This is a genomic window from Microcoleus sp. D3_18a_C4 (assembly GCF_036702415.1).
GTDB lineage: Bacteria > Cyanobacteriota > Cyanobacteriia > Cyanobacteriales > Microcoleaceae > Microcoleus.
On the sequence record NZ_JAUBTI010000029.1, the window covers coordinates 12,530 to 29,165 of the forward strand.

General features: G+C 43.9%; 19 protein-coding genes. 9 read left to right on the top strand and 10 right to left on the bottom strand.

The window, feature by feature from the left end:
• Positions 1-9 precede the first annotated feature (9 nt).
• From QUB16_RS15245 to QUB16_RS15255, 3 genes are all read right to left on the bottom strand, one after another.
• Positions 10-777, bottom strand: coding sequence for an ATP-binding cassette domain-containing protein (locus tag QUB16_RS15245; protein WP_333317262.1), 768 nt, complete (start codon positions 775-777; stop codon positions 10-12).
• Positions 778-945: 168 nt separating this feature from the next.
• A complete protein-coding gene (gene glyQ / locus QUB16_RS15250; protein WP_190660228.1) occupies positions 946-1,824 on the bottom strand; it encodes a glycine--tRNA ligase subunit alpha in 879 nt (292 codons plus the stop codon).
• A 196-nt stretch (positions 1,825-2,020) separates the two neighbouring features.
• The gene (locus QUB16_RS15255; RefSeq protein ID WP_333317264.1) at positions 2,021-2,347 is read right to left on the bottom strand and encodes an XRE family transcriptional regulator; all 327 of its coding nucleotides are present in this window, start codon (positions 2,345-2,347) and stop codon (positions 2,021-2,023) included.
• A gap of 52 nt (positions 2,348-2,399) precedes the next feature.
• Between QUB16_RS15255 and QUB16_RS15260 the strand changes: the two genes are divergently transcribed.
• On the top strand, positions 2,400-3,542 hold the full coding sequence (locus QUB16_RS15260) for an Rpn family recombination-promoting nuclease/putative transposase (RefSeq protein WP_333317266.1): 1,143 nt from the start codon (positions 2,400-2,402) through the stop codon (positions 3,540-3,542).
• Between the two features lie 174 nt (positions 3,543-3,716).
• Here the strand turns inward: QUB16_RS15260 and QUB16_RS15265 are convergent, their stop codons facing one another.
• From QUB16_RS15265 to QUB16_RS15295, 7 genes are all read right to left on the bottom strand, one after another.
• A complete protein-coding gene (locus QUB16_RS15265; RefSeq protein ID WP_333204206.1) occupies positions 3,717-4,004 on the bottom strand; it encodes an NfeD family protein in 288 nt (95 codons plus the stop codon).
• 94 nt (positions 4,005-4,098) lie between these two features.
• A complete protein-coding gene (locus QUB16_RS15270) occupies positions 4,099-4,386 on the bottom strand; it encodes an NfeD family protein (protein WP_333317268.1) in 288 nt (95 codons plus the stop codon).
• 935 nt (positions 4,387-5,321) lie between these two features.
• A complete protein-coding gene (locus QUB16_RS15275; protein ID WP_333317270.1) occupies positions 5,322-5,792 on the bottom strand; it encodes a GNAT family N-acetyltransferase in 471 nt (156 codons plus the stop codon).
• Positions 5,793-5,961: 169 nt separating this feature from the next.
• A complete protein-coding gene (locus QUB16_RS15280; RefSeq protein ID WP_333317272.1) occupies positions 5,962-6,603 on the bottom strand; it encodes a type I restriction endonuclease in 642 nt (213 codons plus the stop codon).
• Between the two features lie 43 nt (positions 6,604-6,646).
• Entirely contained in the window at positions 6,647-7,696 is a 1,050-nt protein-coding gene (locus QUB16_RS15285; protein WP_333317274.1) for a DUF1611 domain-containing protein, read from the bottom strand.
• An 88-nt stretch (positions 7,697-7,784) separates the two neighbouring features.
• On the bottom strand, positions 7,785-8,600 hold the full coding sequence (locus QUB16_RS15290) for a Uma2 family endonuclease (RefSeq protein ID WP_333317276.1): 816 nt from the start codon (positions 8,598-8,600) through the stop codon (positions 7,785-7,787).
• Between the two features lie 88 nt (positions 8,601-8,688).
• The gene (locus QUB16_RS15295; RefSeq protein WP_333317278.1) at positions 8,689-9,768 is read right to left on the bottom strand and encodes a dipeptide epimerase; all 1,080 of its coding nucleotides are present in this window, start codon (positions 9,766-9,768) and stop codon (positions 8,689-8,691) included.
• Between the two features lie 663 nt (positions 9,769-10,431).
• Between QUB16_RS15295 and QUB16_RS15300 the strand changes: the two genes are divergently transcribed.
• The 8 genes from QUB16_RS15300 (at position 10,432) to QUB16_RS15335 (ending at position 16,464) form a co-directional block, all read left to right on the top strand.
• Positions 10,432-10,671 (top strand): hypothetical protein, encoded by a 240-nt coding sequence (locus tag QUB16_RS15300; protein WP_333317280.1) that lies wholly within the window; start codon positions 10,432-10,434, stop codon positions 10,669-10,671.
• The gene (locus QUB16_RS15305) at positions 10,661-11,188 is read left to right on the top strand and encodes a transposase (protein WP_333317282.1); all 528 of its coding nucleotides are present in this window, start codon (positions 10,661-10,663) and stop codon (positions 11,186-11,188) included. The genes QUB16_RS15300 and QUB16_RS15305 overlap by 11 nt, the downstream gene beginning before the upstream one ends.
• 178 nt (positions 11,189-11,366) lie before the next feature.
• The gene (locus QUB16_RS15310; protein WP_333317284.1) at positions 11,367-11,945 is read left to right on the top strand and encodes a type ISP restriction/modification enzyme; all 579 of its coding nucleotides are present in this window, start codon (positions 11,367-11,369) and stop codon (positions 11,943-11,945) included.
• A complete protein-coding gene (locus QUB16_RS15315) occupies positions 11,860-12,540 on the top strand; it encodes a type ISP restriction/modification enzyme (protein WP_333317286.1) in 681 nt (226 codons plus the stop codon). The genes QUB16_RS15310 and QUB16_RS15315 overlap by 86 nt, the downstream gene beginning before the upstream one ends.
• 146 nt (positions 12,541-12,686) lie before the next feature.
• Positions 12,687-13,007, top strand: a complete 321-nt coding sequence (locus QUB16_RS15320; protein ID WP_333317288.1) for a DUF433 domain-containing protein — start codon at positions 12,687-12,689, stop codon at positions 13,005-13,007.
• Positions 13,008-13,018: 11 nt separating this feature from the next.
• Positions 13,019-13,345: a DUF433 domain-containing protein gene (locus QUB16_RS15325; protein ID WP_333317290.1), complete on the top strand. Its 327-nt coding sequence runs from the start codon at positions 13,019-13,021 to the stop codon at positions 13,343-13,345.
• 3 nt (positions 13,346-13,348) lie between these two features.
• A complete protein-coding gene (locus QUB16_RS15330) occupies positions 13,349-13,645 on the top strand; it encodes a DUF5615 family PIN-like protein (RefSeq protein WP_333317291.1) in 297 nt (98 codons plus the stop codon).
• A gap of 146 nt (positions 13,646-13,791) precedes the next feature.
• Entirely contained in the window at positions 13,792-16,464 is a 2,673-nt protein-coding gene (locus QUB16_RS15335) for a protein-arginine deiminase family protein (protein WP_333317293.1), read from the top strand.
• The last annotated feature ends 172 nt before the right edge of the window (positions 16,465-16,636 follow it).

A 16,636-nucleotide genomic window follows, 5' to 3' on the forward strand; every position in this document is an offset into this window, starting at 1 on the left:
TTAGTTTGTTCACCATTCTAGTTGGGCTTCTGCTTCTGCTTGGATTAAATTTTGCCGCAGTTGCATCCAATTTATTTGATGAGATGGCAAATCTTCGATGAGCTTTCCGCGCTGTAAATGCAGAATTCGCGTGCTAAATTGCTCGGCTAATTCTAATTGATGGTTTACCATTACAATTGTGGTTTGGCCGTTTGTTAGCTGTATCAATACTTGCAAAAGGTGGGCGGCTTTTCCTGCGTCTAGGGCGGATGTTGGTTCGTCTAAAAGCAAGATTTTTGGTTGCAGGATGATGCCGCGGGCGATCGCCACGAGCTGTTTTTGGCCTGTGGAAAGCTGCAATTCGGTGCGATTGAGCCATTCCTGGGGTATGTGCAGTTGTTCGATCGCCCCGCTAATTCTCTCAGCAATGTTTGATGCAGTCACCCCCCGCAGCTTCAAAGGATAAGCCAATGCTTCTCGCACCGACATTCCCAAAAGCTTGGATTCTTGCAGGATGAGGGTGATTTGTTTGCGGAGTTCGATCGCAGGTATTTGGCGATATTCTGTATTTTCCAGATAAATCGAGCCACTGGTGGGAGTGCTGAGCCGATTTAGCAACCGCAACAGCGTTGTTTTGCCGGCACCTGAAGGGCCAACAATTGCCACGCGAGCTCCCTTGTGTACCTGAAACGATATATTTTCCAACAAATGACTAGAGGCGATCGGTGTTTTCAAGCTTACACCGTCAATTCGCAGTTGAGGATTTGTTTCTGTATTATTTTCCGAATAATTAGGCATTTAATTAATTAAAAATATGGCTTTCGTGGAACGGGCATCTTGCCCGTTCTGGAACCAGGCAAGATGCCCACTCCCCAATCCAACTCACTCATTGTGGAACGGGCATCTTGCCCGTTCTGGAAGCAGGCAAGATGCCCAACCCCCTACTCCCCACAATCCAACTCAAACTCAAACTTTTACAGCTTTTTCTAAAGGAAAACCCAGCTTTTCCCGCTGTTCCAAATAAAGCTGAGCAACTCGCCGCGCCAAATTGCGAATTTTGGTGATATACCGAGTTCTTTCCGTTACCGAAATCACACCTCTAGCATCGAGTAAATTGAAAGTGTGAGAACATTTTAACACATAATCAAGACTAGGCAAAACCAATCCTTTTTTTGTCAATTGTTCTGCTTCTTGCTCGTACAATCCAAATAGAGTAAACAGCAATTCGGGATTGGAAGCTTCAAAGTTATAAGTACACTGTTCTATTTCTCCTTGCAGGTGAACGTCGCCGTAAGTGATGCCATCTTTCCACTGAATTTTCGTCATCGCATCGACTTCTTGGAGATACATTGCTAGGCGTTCTAGTCCGTAGGTAATTTCAATGGATACGGGGCGACAGTCAATGCTACCGCACTGTTGAAAGTAGGTAAACTGGGTGATTTCCATACCGTCGAGCCAGACTTCCCAGCCGACGCCCCAAGCTCCGAGGGTGGGCGATTCCCAGTTGTCTTCTACGAAACGAATGTCGTGGTCTTCAGGGCTAATTCCTAATGCTCTGAGGGAGTCTAAATAGATGTCTTGGATGTTGGGAGGAGAGGGTTTAATTAAAACTTGATATTGATAGTAATGTTGGAAGCGGTTGGGATTTTCGCCGTAGCGTCCGTCGGTGGGGCGGCGACAGGGTTCGATGTAGGCGACTGACCAAGGTTCAGGGCCGATTGCTCTGAGAAAGGTGTGGGGATTCATGGTTCCTGCACCTTTTTCTGTGTCGTAGGATTGGGCGATCAGGCAGCCTCGATCGCTCCAGAATTTGTTTAAGGTGGCAATGACTGATTGAAAGTTCACTGGTTTAAATATGGCTAGTATGTGTCTAAGCTTATTTAAGCATACTCAAGGCACTGTTTATTGAATAGGACTTACGCGCCAGGGGCAAAAAACCAGGTTTCTACGTCAATATCTCTCGACTTGGCGATAGATAAAAGCTAGAAATCCCCGATCGCCTTTGCGAAAAAAGTCAACAGGGCAATCGGTTCCCAAAGCTCTATAACAATATCGCAATTTCAGCAGATTGATTTCCCCCATTACGAGGGCGAAGATGTAAAGTAATTTCCGTATCTAGTCGCTTGAGGAAAAGCAGTAGTTTGCCTTCGCTGAACCGTTGAAACTCTCCGTTGATTAAATGAGAGACTTCTGGTTGTGGAATGCCAAGAATTTGACTAACTTCGCGCTGTTTCAAGTTGCGTTGTTTCAGGATACGGATTACTTGAATCCCTATTTGGCCTCGCATAAAAAGTTCATCTGCATCCTTCAGACCGAGGTCAGCGAATACGTTGCCACTGCTTTCTTCAAAAATCGGTTCTTGTGTCATGGTTCTCTCTTGGCATGGTATAGTACCCATCTTCGATTCGCATCGACAACTCATGAAAACAGACACCATTTTCTACAGCCTGTTTCAGGAATTTCCCCGCTTCTTCTTTGAACTGATCGATCGTTCCCCAGACGAAGCCACCGCCTATGAATTCACCTCCCGCGAAATCAAACAACTCGCATTCCGCATCGACGGGTTATTTCTCCCCAAAACCGAAGAACCTGAAAAACCATTTTACTTGGCTGAAGTTCAGTTTCAACCCGATGCCGACTTGTACTACCGCATCTTTGGCGAACTCTTTCTCTATCTGCGACAATACAAACCCCTCAATCCTTGGCGCGTGGTTGTCATCTATCCCAATCGTCGCATCGAACACGAACAGATGCTGCAATTTCAGGAACTCTTAACCAGTCAGCGCGTCCAACGGATTTACCTTGATGAATTGCCAGAAGCCGCAGATCGATCGCTGGGAGTGAAAGTTGTTAAACTGGTAATCGAGCCAGCAGAGACAGCAGCAGAACAAGCACGCCAGTCGATCGCAATGGCCCGACAACAGTTGTCCGATCCAACCGTTCTACGCGATTTAATTAACCTCATCGAAACAATTATCGTCTACAAACTCCCCCAGAAAAGCCGCGAGGAAATTGCCGCCATGTTGAATTTAAGCGAACTCAGACAAACTCGATTTTACCAGGAAGTCAAGCAAGAAGGCTTAGAAGAAGGACTCGAACAAGGTAAGCAGGAAGGTGAGCTGCAGGCGAAGTTAGAAGCCATTCGTCGGATGATAGCGTTTGGAATGAATTTAGAGACGATCGCGCAATTATTAGATTTGTCTATCGAATTTGTTCGGCAAACAATTAAAAAAATCCAACGGGAATCGATGTCACTCCCCGAACAAAAGATCGACTCATTTATCGAACTATTAACTCAGCAGCGATCGCTCTTCGGGGCCGAACAATTAACCGAACTAGCCCAGCTAATTGAACCCTTATCCGATGAGATCGATGTCCTTTCAGCAGCGATTTCATCCTGGGCTGAAAATTACCCTTCAATTCAGGAAGCTCAAGCCCAACTGCTCGAACCACTACCGATCGCTAAGGCATCAGAAAAAGCAGCAGTCACCCCAGAAAGTAGCGAATCTCAACTCCGCGATCGCCTCAACAAACAAGCTCTCAAAAATGCCATTTTATTGTAGCGCGATCTGCCATATTTCTACAGGCAAATAAACAGAGGCAGATATTGCTGTCTTGCGTCAGGTGTTGAATGGAAGCGATCGCCAAATTGCCACTAAAAAACAGAATAGTCAGAACCCCGACTTCTTGAATAAGTCGGGGTTCTGACAGTGAAAAAGTTGAGATTACTTTCTAGTTTAGTCTGCAGGAGCCAGGGAAACTAACAGAGTGATGTTGTCAACGCCGATGACATAAACCGTGTCTCCGGGTGTGAGGGTGATTTGGCGATCGCACCGTGCGGGCCACCAGCTACCTTGGAAGCGGACGCGACCTGTTTGATTCGGGTAAATCGATTCATCGACGACTGCTTCTTCGTTGAAGTAGTTAAAATTGGTGTTGATGTAGTTATCCATTAAGATATTCTTTTCTGGGCTGTAGGTGTGAAGAGAAAAAATAGAACCGAAAGCTTTTACTACGTTAAACATTTTGTTGACTCCTTTTGTGTTAAAATATATGGAAGTTTAATCGCCTATTGATGCTATTTGAAAGGTTGCATTTCCTGGTTGTTCAATCTCTGATTTATTCTGCGGGAGCAAGGGAAACTAAGAGAGTGATGTTGTCAACGCCGATGACATAAACCGTGTCTCCCGGTGTGAGGGTGATTTGGCGATCGCACCGTGCGGGCCACCAGCTACCTTGGAAGCGGACGCGACCTGTTTGATTCGGGTAAATCGATTCATCGACGACAGCTTCTTCGTTGAAGTAGTTAAAATTGGTGTTGACGTAATTTTTGATAAGCATATTGTTAGCTGTGCTGTATCCTTGGGTAGAGAAAATCGAGCCGAAAGCTTTTACTACGTTGAACATGATATTTACTCCTGTTGTGTTAAAATATATGGGGATGTGTAATTGTCGGTTTATGCTATTTGAGAGGCTGCATTTCCTCGGTTAAGATTGATTGATTGCCTTGATATTTCATTGTTCTTGCCTTCCGTGGTTTTATCAGGATAAAAGGCAAAGAATTTTTGAAATGTTGAGGGGATTTGCGAAGCGGTTGCGGGGAGTCTAAATCCAGTAATTCCGAGGTATTGAATTAAGGATTTAGTGGTTGAGCAGTTGGTGGGATTTACCTTAAGGGTAGATGTTGTTAGCTACATTAGAGATTGACTGATTCCGCATTACTGCTGCTGTGAAAATGTTTTATTTTTGGGTTGAATTTTTGGGTTGAATTTTTTGATTGGGTTGTGACTCACTTGCTTTACACTTACTAATTTGCCAGGAGTCCAATATCTTTGGGGCGATCGCCAGTCCACTTTCCGAGTCTGGTACTGGCACATGACACTGAGCAACCTGCAATCAACGATTTTTCAATGGTTTTGGCCTAAATATCAGGCGGCGGGCTGTGCCAATTTAGCTAACTGGACTACCGCAAACGGTGAATTATGAACTTACGCAGTCTCGATCGCCCAATCAGGAATATCCATAAATATCTAGTCCGTAACTTACGCACCAAACCCCTAAAAACCCGGTTTCTGACACCCTGTGCGCCATTAGGGGCCCGTAAGCGGATCTATGATATAAGCAAGTAAACTTGGGTACTCACCCGCCCTCCCCATGCGATATTGATTTGTACCTACCTATTTAGGCCTAGACAATAGGCGATCGAGACTGACGCAGATATCAGGAGGCGGTAGGAGTTTTTGAGCGATGCAGCTCGATCGCACCCTGTTATCCAATTATTGAACAGGTCGAACTTAAAATCCATTCATAAATTCAGAATTTTAAATTCATAAAAGTCATAATTATAGACAGCCTGCTTGATACTGCATAATTGTTACAGGAATTTTGAATAAAGTTTTAGCTAATTGAGACAAACCAAACTTGAATTTAAGCGACTGCGGCAATTCTTGTACGGAAACTTCTACGAAGCCAAAGCGAGTATAAAATGATGCGAGTCGCTTTCCCAAACATTCTAAATATAGCGGTTCTGTAGCTTGTTGAATTAAATATTTTGTGAGGTAGCTTCCCAAACCTCGATCGCGCCAATCTTTCGCCACCACCAAACTGCCCAATTCTTGCGCGCCCGCAAAGTTCCGCAACTGTCCGCAAGCTGCCAATTTTCCCTCGCATTCGATCACCCAGAATTGCTCCCAGCGCAACTGAGTTGGATCGAGTCTGGCGCTCCACACTAAGATTCTAATTGACCTCGTATCTTGAGCTGAGGCTGGGCGAATGGCGCATCCAGACGGCAACGAAAAAAAACTTTCATTCATTATGATTCCATAAAATGAGCTTTAGTAAATTTATTTTTATTTTCAGAGTCGAGTTCCATAAGCTGTTGTGCATTTAATTTGTATGGTGAGGGCGGGCCGGATGCCCACCCCACAAGAGGAAAAATTTATTTTACTATGCAATTTAAATGCGGATTAGCTTATGGTGTATTTAAGTATAACTCCTGTCACTGGAAATTATAGCAGCTAGTCGCTTCAAAATGCGAAAGACTTCGTAAAGTTCGTTTCCTGGACTCCCAATATCGAAAAGTTTAGAAACGGCATACTGCGGTATGTCTCGTTTGGTCACTTTGATAAATCGAAAGCTGCTACCATTTGTCAAAAGCCCAAATGTTACTTGTTTTGGACTGGGGTCATTCAGCATATAAAATAGTAACTGAGGAAGTCCAGCTTCAACGGAATATTGTGCTCGCTTCGCTTCGATCGCAACAACCCAAAAAGATTCAATTAAAACCAGAACATCAATACTTCCTCTGACAAGTATACCTTCATCCACGGTGACAAGTTCCACCGATTTTTCTGCTTCTATATGAAAGGGATTCAGGTATAAATCTGCTAAAAAGAGCAATGGAGCTAGTACCACCATTTTCACGGTATCTTCTATCATGGAGTGGTCGGCACTGTTAGTATAGCCAGCCTTTACTTTGTCTAGATATCCCTTTTCTTCATCAGTAATTTCTGGTAAATCGTCAATCCACTCCCGGAAGAACTGCTCGTCTTCACAAAGTTGGAAGTTAAATTTTGTTTTGACATCGTGCAGGGTCAGTGTTTTTGCTTGAATGCTTTGTGTCATAGTTTTATGTAGCTATTTGCTGGTTGGTGTTGATTGTAGCATATCAACTGTCGATCGCCTCCCACAAAACCTCCGCGCCAAACCTTACCGGATCGGTACAAGGCAATCCCGTTTCTGCTTGAACTTCAGCTATTGCTAACAGCGCTTCTGCTTCATTTAAGTGATGAGTGTTGAGGGCGATCGCGCTCACTTTCGCCCCTGAAAAAGCACCCGCAGCAGCGGCTACCATTTCGTACAATTCAACCACTTTTGATAACCTGGGAATCGATACGTGCGGGTGATTGCGAATGCTAGTTTGTCCGGCTCGGTGCGCTAAAATTAAGTGAGTTGGCTGCGAACCCCGCAACAGCGGCAGAGTCGCCGTCGAACCGGGATGTAATAGCGAACCTTGCCCTTCTACGTGCAGAATATCGCATTCCGAACCCAATTTGATCGCCATTTGTTCGACAGCACCAGCGGCGAAATCAACTCGCACTGCATCCAAAGGAAGGCCTTCATTTCCAATCATTAAACCAGTTTGTCCCGTTGCTAAAAATTTGGAACGCAAACCCCGCCGCAAGCAAGTGCGATTGAGTTCCAGACTGGTTGACATTTTGCCAACGCTCATATCTGTGCCGACAGTTAATACGCGGCGACAGCTTAATTTAGCAGCGGCGGCAGAGGCGATCGCACCCACAGATTTCGGTTCCTGACGCACGTCCCAAATCCATTGATTTTCGGTTAACGGAACTGTTATCAAAGGTGCAAGTTTCGCGTGCAAACCGTTGACAACTGACAAACCTGCTGCTACCGCTTGATTAATTTCTGGCAGCCATTCCGCAGGCAAAACACCGCCGGAAGTAGCGATACCAATTAGCAGAATATCCGGCGCAAATTCCAGTGCTTCTGCAACGGACGCAACTATCGGTACTTGTTGAGAAATTCCCGTTAATTCAGGTAAAGATTTTCCGGCACATTTGCGGTCTATTACTGCTACAATTTGTGCTTCGCTGTAGCGCAAAAATGCTAAACCAGTTTTGCCGGAAGTGCCAATAATTCCCTCGTGCAGCAGGATTGCAACTTTGCCATTTTTGATCGGATAGTTTTTAGTCATTGATTTACTTTTGATAGGGATTTTAGATTTTAGCTTCAATCTAAAATCTAAAATCTAAAATCGATTGGGTGTTAGCTGTGATTTGGGATTATTGGTTCAGGGTAAGATCATTCGGATCTTCTCCCAATTCTCGCAATCTGGCCTCTAGTCGCGAGGCTCGCTGGCGTTCCTGTTCCGCTTGCTGTTGAGCAGCTTCGGCTTGCTGTTGAGCAGCTTCGGCTTGCTGTTGAGCGGTTTCCGCTTGTTGTTGAGCGGCTTCCTCTGGCAACAAAACTAAATTGCCAGATTCATCGAAAAAACGCACCCAAGTCGCTGTTTCTCGATCGACAATTCCTTCCCAAGTGCCCAACCAAAAACCTAACGTTTCGCACCACAACCAACCCTGTTCGTTGGGCACTAACGGCTGATAGCGCAGGTTGGCATCTAAACGCCATCCTTGCAAAGAATTCGGCTCGAAAGGATCGAAAACAAAGTAATCAGGAGTTCTAAAAACCTGCTCGTAAATATCCTTTTTTTTGCCTATGTCCTGATTTGCCGTTGACGGCGACAGCAGTTCCACAATCACATCCGGGTAACGTCCGTTTTCTTCCCAAACTACCCAGCCTTGTCGGGAAGTATTGCTGTCAACACCCAACACAGCGAAAAAATCCGGGCCTCGGAAATCCTGATTCCGAATCTGTTTAGCGCTGTAATAAATAAACATATTCCCACCGACAAAAAAATCGTTCCGGTTAGCTAAACCTTGTTCTACGGAACGGATTAAAACGGTCATTGCTATACGGTGGCGGTTGCTTTCCATTTCTGCACCATCATCAAAAATTAAATCAGTCGGCGGCTTGTGTTCTTCAAAGAAAAGCTTGGCTTCTCTATCAATTCCCTGTCCAATTGATTCTACTGGTATCATACTATCTCCAGATTTATTTTTATCTGTCAACTGTCAACTGTCAACTGTCAACTGCCCACTGTCAACTGTCAACTGTTTAACGAGACTTCTATTCTACAATCTCAATTCGCCGCACTCCCAATCCCGATCGCCCGTTTGGCAGCAAACACCCATTTTCGACGATCGCACCGGTGAAAGGATCGTCTAATAAATTTAAGTGACTGTCCAAATCCAAATAGTCAGCTAGCGGTGAAAGTTGTGCGGCTGCTGTATTTGCGATCGCGCTATCTGAATAGCAGCCGAACATTACTTGCAAATTGCAGGCTTTTGCTGTGTGAATCATCCGCATTGCTTCCGTCAATCCCCCTGACTTCATCATTTTGATATTGATGCCGTGGACGCAGTGCGCTAACTTGGGTATATCGGAACTATTAAAGCAACTTTCATCAGCAAAAATTGGTAGGGGCGATTGACGGTACAGTTCTGAGAATACCTCCATATCTGCGACGGGTGAAAGCGGCTGTTCTACATAATTTATCTTGTATCTTTCCAGCCAGCAACACATCTCTGCTGCATCTTTTAAACTCCAACCGCCGTTAGCATCTACACTGATTTTAAGGTTAGCTGGTGCTTCGTCTAGCACTGCTATTAACATAGCTTTGTCGGCTTCGATTCCTGCGGGATTTCCTAATTTAACCTTAACGGCGCGGTATTTGATACTTGCTGGATCTGTCGCATCTTTACCAAACCAATCGCGCACTCTTTCTCTGGCACTCCTCGGCGAATTAATGCCGATTGTGACCGAGGTGGGGACGATGCGCGATCGATCTAATCCCCACATTTTCCACAGCGGCAAACCTGCTTTTTTGCCCAGCCAGTCGTGCATTGCCATGTCTATGCCAGCGCGGGCGGCTGAGGGTAACTTGACCTCTGTTAATACTTGTTCGATTTTTTGGCGATCGAAGGGAGTAAACTTTTCCAGCAGCGGTGCAACTTCCTGCAATGCGGCTAGCAGAATTTCGGTAGTTTGGGGCCGAGAACCTGTGGAAAACGGCGATGCTTCTCCCCAACCTTCGATGCCTTCGTGTGCTAATTTTACCCATAAATTCGTACTTTGGGCTGTTGTACCGCGGCTGATGGTAAGGGCAAACCGCTTGCGGACAGTGAAGGTTTCAATTTGAAGGTGCATTGTCAGTGATTGGTAATTTTTTCTAGATAAAAATCCGAGGTGGCGGATTGCGCCGCTCTTGCGATTTGTAACTTTTTACTTTATAGTTTGATTTTGCTTGTTCTAGTTTATCAAAAACTTGATGAAATCAATACTTCGGACAGTTTTTAAAGAGGGATGCGATGGCTTCGGCAAGCAACGCTTACGCAATAAATCACAGAAGCGAAAAAAGTGAGTGCAATCTGAACCCAAAATGAACAGAAAAACAGGCGCTCTTTTAGGTTAAGCTATAAAAACACACAAGCTCTTCAGATTGCATACATGAAGATTATTGAATCCATCTTACAACAAATGCCCGGAATTAGTCAACCCCAAAAGAAGTTTTTAATCACTTTATTCTCAACTATTTTGCTTGTTTATGGCAAGGTCAACTTCACCAATCTCAGTCGTTATAGTGGTTTGAGCGAAAAAACCTACCGTCGTCACTTTCTCAAAAGCTTTAATTTTCCACAATTTAATCAATATTTCCTCTAATCTGCCTTAAATCCTGAACACACAGTCATTGCCGCGATCGATTGTTCTTTTTTAAGAAAAAGCGGCCAAAAAACTGACTGCAAGGCTTATTTTTATAATGGTGTAGCTGGGAAATCGGAACAGGGGTTGGAAATTTCTGTAATTTCTATTGTGGAAATTGAAACTCGTTTATCTTATAGCTTAAGCGTACAACAAACTCCGTCACGCCCTCAAATAAATCCCGTGAAAAAACTGCCCAAAACCCCGAAGAATAACCGCTCAAAAAAATCTCGCAAAAACCCGGACTCTCAAAGCTCAAAGCCTGACATCACAAGAGTTGATGACTATGCACAACATTTGAAGAATACTCGTTATTTTTTCCCCACTTCTGTACGTCCAAATGGTGGCTGATGGCTATTACTATCGCTCTAAATTCTGGGAGGCTGTGCGGGAGTTAAATTTAGACTTTATTGGCAAGTTAAGAGTTGATGCTAACCTACGCTATCTCTATACAGGTGAACAAAAGAAACTGGGAGCTCCTCGAAAATATGATGGTAAATTTGACTCTAATGATTTGAGTCGTTTTAATTTTGTTAAAGAAATAAAACCCGGAGTTTCATTATATACCTTGGTGGTGTGGAGTTGTTGTTTAAATTGCCAAATTAGGTTGGCTTGTATCTCTGAGTTTCAAGCCAACGGAAAAATTAAAAATGCTTTATTATTTAGCACTGATATTCACTTACCGCCTGAGCAAATTGTTGAATATTATCAGGCTCGTTTTCAGATAGAATTTATTTTGCGTGATGCCAAGCAATTTACGGGATTGTCTGATTGTCAAGCTCGCCATTTACCACGGCTTAATTTTCACTTTAATGCCAGTCTAATTGCCTTAAACTTAGCCAAACATGAACTTTATAGTTGTCATTAATCTGCCAACTTTTTTGTGTTTTCTATGGCCTCTTATAAACGTCTGGAATAAAATCGCGCATCTACTTTCTACCTTTATTGATAAGTTAGATTTAGACCCGGATTTGATTTTAAATCACCCTAACCTTCCTTCAGTCTTGTCTTATGGTACTTTGGCTGCTTAAAAACTGTCCGGAGTATTGATTAATGATGTTGAAGGGAAAGCTATTGAACCTCAATCCTCATTTTATTTATTTGGTCCCCCAAACCGAAATCTTTTAGAAGAATATGATGAAGGCTGGAAAATTACAGAAATATTGCCTGTTAATTCAGTTGGAATTGTCACGGCAAGAGACAATCTTACAATAAAATGGTCACCCCAAGAAGTGGAGACTACTGTTAAGGATTTTGTCTCATTACCAGTAGAGGAAGCACGAATAAAATATGAACTTGGTGATGATTCAAGAGATTGGAAAGTTTCACTTGCTCAGGAATATCTGCGTAAAAATAGTTTTCAAAGCTCTAATATAGTACCTATTGTTTATCGTCCCTTTGATACTAGATCTACCTACTATACAGGGCAAACACGAGGCTTCATTTGTATGCCTCGATCTGAAGTAATGCGACAGACATATTGTGATAGGAGAGAACTTAGCTCTTATAGCAACACGGAAAACCCAAGACGAGTGGAATGTGTTCACTACAGCAAATATTTGTGGACACAAAAGTTGTGCAGCTTACGATATCAATTCTGTTTTTCCACTTTATATTTATCCTGATACTGCTAATCAACCAGGTAATTTGTTTGTTGAAAAATTTCTTAATCTTTCTTCAAACTTCCTTGCAGCCATTAAAAAAAAGCTTGGCTACATTCCCACCGCAGAACCAATCTTTTACTACATCTACGCCATCTTCCATAGCCCCACCTATCGCCAACGCTACGCCGAGTTTCTCAAAATCGACTTTCCCCGTGTGCCTTTGACCAGCAACGACCAGCTATTCAAAGACTTGGGTGCAAAAGGTCAGGCATTGGTAGACCTGCACCTGATGAAATCGAAAAAGCTTAATAAGCTGATTACTAAAATGAGTGGCGATGGTGACAATGCCGTTACCGAAGTTACCTATAAACCCGCAGAACAACGAGTTTATATCAACAAAACCCGCTATTTTGAAGGCCTCGCCCCCGAAGTTTGGGAGTTTAAAATTGGGGGTTATCAGGTTTTAGACAAATGGCTCAAAGACCGTAAGAAAGCCAAACGCACTTTATCCTTTGATGATGTACTGCACTATCAAAAGGTGGTGGTTGCGCTCAAAGAAACCATGCAACTGATGGTAGAAATCGATCTACTGATTCCTGGTTTTCCCATAGAGTAAGATTCAGGACTTACTGACTCCGACAAAGAAACCGGGTTTTTACCTAATCTGTCGGTAGCAACGCGTCTTTTCGTAAAAAACCCGGTTTCTGGCCCCCACGTGTAAGTCCTATATAATGTAGATAATATATTCCGGCGATCGCACTTATGACTATACAAGAATTAGAAACTCAAGTCTTAACCTTAAATCTCGCTGATAAAGCTAAACTAATCAGCATCCTAACTCAAACTTTAACCAACGGTTCTCTAGGCATTAAAAAAACTCCTGGTGTGTGCGGAGGCGATGCTTGTATCGGCAATACTCGCATACCAGTTTGGTCACTGGTGTGCGATCGACGTTTAGGTGCTTCTGATGGTATAATTATACAATCATTTCCCGATTTAACCGCTGCTGATTTGGTAAATGCCTGGGCTTATGCCGATGCTTACCCAGAGGAAATTGAACAGGCAATTAGAGAAAATGATTGAGAGAGCAAAAAATGACACTGAAAGAATTAGAAAAACAACTCCTTGCCTTAACTCCCGGTGAAAAAACTCAGGCAATACAGCTATTAGCTCAAAGTTTAAGCAATACTTGGCAAGGAATAGAAAAAACTCCGGGCGTGTGCGGCGGCGATGCGAGAATTGCCAAAACTCGCATACCTATTTGGTCGCTGGTAAATTATCGCATTCTGGGTGCAAATGATGTGCGGATTTTGCAAGACTTTCCTCATTTGAGTGCAGCAGATTTGGCGAATGCTTGGGCTTATGCTGAGGCACACCCAGAGGAAATTGAAGCTGCGATCGCTAGAAATGAGGAAGATTAACAAATGGTGCGTCTTTATGCAGATGAAAATTTTCCACTGGTAATCGTGGAATTACTGCGAACTTTTGGTCACGATGTTTTGACAGTGCAGGAAGCAGGAAATGGTGGACTGGGGATTCCTGATGAAGATGTGTTAGCTTTTGCTATTAGCCACAATCGAGCCGTTTTGACGCGCAATTGGGATGATTTTAGACACCTGCACCGTTTGCAACCTGACCATAACGGTATCATTATTTGCAAAGAAGATTTGAATACAGAGAGACAAGCTACCCTGATTAATGAAGCTATTTCTACAGTCTAAAATCTCACAGGTAAATTGATTCGAGTAATACGTCCCCAAAGCTGAAAAAAAGCCCCTCGCCCTTCCCGCCCCAAAAACCCTATAATTAAATCCCCAATTGCTCCCAATATTAGGTAAAATTATTGGCGTGTCTGAGGATAAACTATATGCGCTGGGTTCGATATATTGCGATCGCGATCGTCAATGGTTTCGGTGTCGTCATCGGTATTATTTGGGTTGCAGTCCCCACAACAGTGGCTCAACCTTCCCTAAACTACCAACTCGCACTCTCTGGGCGACAGCCAGACGGCGAAACTCCGCAATCCCTTTCCGAACTCTACAAATTGCGCGATCGCCTGAAAGTACAATTAGATAACCTTGCCAAAACTTCCGACAGCGCCCCGTTTCCTGGTGAACTTTGGAAATCAGCAATCAACCGCCAGCAATCCCAAACTCTGACGCAGCAACTCCAAAACGTTCAAAGTCAGATTCAAATAGAAGAAAGAGCCAAATATAATTGGGACGATGCTGCTAAATTAGCCGCCCAAGCAGTCTTAATTGGACGCACTTCTAATCCTTCTTCTGCTACCTGGGAAGAGTCCCAGCGGCTGTGGCAGTTGGCTATCAATACCCTGCGACTCATTCCTCACGATTCTTTTTTGGCCGATCGCGCGATCGACAAAACCATCGAATATCAAGGAAACCTCAGTGTCGCTACCTATGAAATGCAAGTCGCACGTTCTGTTGAGAAAATTAGAGCCGAGGAAGAAGAGATAAGAGAGCGAGTCCGCAAAGAGCAAGAGAAAAAAGAATTTGCTCGTCGAGAAATAGAGAGAAAAGAGCAAGAGAAAAAAGACCGGGTTCGTAAAGAACTTGAAAGGCAAGAGTTTGAAAAGCAAGAATTAGCCAGGAAAGAACTTGAAAGGCAAGAATTAGCCAGGAAAGAACTTGAAAGGCAAGAATTAGAAAGGCAAGAATTAGCCAGGAAAGAACTTGAAAGGCAAGAATTAGAAAGGCAAGAGTTAGCCAGGAAAGAACTTGAAAGGCAAGAATTAGCCAGACAAGAATTAGCCAGGAAAGAACTTGAAAGGCAAGAATTAGCTAGACAAGAGTTAGCTAGACAAGAACTTGAAAGGCAAGAATTAGCCAGACAAGAATTAGCCAGACAAGAACTTGAAAGACAAGAGTTAGAGAGAAATCAGCAAGCAACTCCTCAACCAACTCCTGAATCAACTGCAACACCAACTCCCGCCCCAGTTACGCCTGCTGCGTCCCCGTCGAACTTTTTCTTTGCGGGAGATACTAACAGAGATGGCCAAATTAACCAGCAAGACGAAGCGGGAAAAGAACAATGGTCTTTGTCCACGGGCGCGCTAATTTCATTTAACGATCGCAATAACGATCGCGGCAAGATACCGACTTGGAAACAAACCAAAGTTATGGTTCCCCGCCGTGCAGCAATGCTTTCTCAAGTTAACTTAACAATGTCTGAAAGCTTCAAAACCTCTCAGTTATTTATCACTGCTGACAGCATTGCTAGCCCTCACATCAGCGTTTTTCAGAAGACGGGCGACGGCTGGCAACCTGTAGATATATCCGGTGCTAAACCTCTAGTTTTCAGCACGAATATTGTTTTAGGTGTAGAAGCAAAACAATTTGCAAATCGCAACTGGAACGGCACTGTAAATCTCAAAGCAACTGCTCAAAACAACGGTCAAGAAATCGCCTCCACAACAATCCAAATGGGCGTTAGTCCTTGGATGATAGCGCCCAATACAGCACCAGTAACCGAAGTTCAGGTCAGCGACAGAGGCGCGGTAAACAGCGAATTTATCTCGCAACTAAAACAAGCAGTAGAACCCACCGGCGCCAAAGTAAAAATTCTCCAGGGCGATCGCACTTGGATGCAAGATACCCAGAAAAACGGATACGTTCAACTCCCCGAAAAATCGGAAATCCGCCAGTTTAATGTAGCCCTAAAAAGCAATAGCGAGCCCGAGAAAAACCCGCCTGTTAAATCAACTCAAAACCCGGATTTGAAAGTAGTAAAAATTGGCAATCCTCGTTCTTTAGACCCCGTAAGTCAGTGGTCTGACGGATACGGCAATTTGCAGGTGACACCGCCGATTCCCGGACACCCAATGGGTCGAGTTTATTACGGGAATTCGGGAAATGCTAGTTTTAATCCAGAGGTACTTGATTTTATTCAAGCTCAGAGAATTCAAGGGCCGCCAGTGGATATTGATACTTCTTGGCTTTTGACTCGCCAAGTCGATGAAATTATCAATTTTATTCCCACTCAAACTCCCGGACAATATGTAATGGCGATCGCCAGTCCCGAAGCCGGAGTTAAGCTGTTGGAAGAATTGGAGGGAAGAGGTTACGGCGATGTGGCGATCAATCGTGGTTTGAGCACTGAAACAACTGTCAGCGCCGCCTTGAAAAACCGTGCTTTAATTCAACACAATCTCTATTTGCAAAATCAGAAACTTAATCCGATTATAGAGAAGTTGAAAAGAGAGTTTTTACTCGGAGACGACCAAATTATTCAAGTTCCGGCGATGTTTGGCTACAGCGGTTATGCTTGGTGGCCGAATATGGTCAATTCGGTGCCAGTTAACGGCAAGTTGTTAGTTTCAAATCCGCGCGGGCCAATGATTGACGGTGTAGATTACACTCAGGAAAGATTGCGCCAACTGCTGCTTCCTGCTGGCGTTAGCGTTAGTTTTTTGGATGATAGGTATTATCAAGAATTAAAAGGAAACGTGCAGTCGGCGACGAATACTGTGAGGAAGCCTGAAGAGCGGCCTTTTTGGCAATCTTTGCCTAATAATTACTAATTGGGAATCGGGCATGGGGAATCGGGAATCGGGAATCGTGAATCAGGAATTTGTAGGGGCGGGTTCACCAACAATACTCGCCTGTAACGAACAATCTCGTAAACCCGCCCCCACCCAACAGTAAATCTCAATATACCTCCTAAACCCGCCTCCCTAGTACCATTTTTATGAA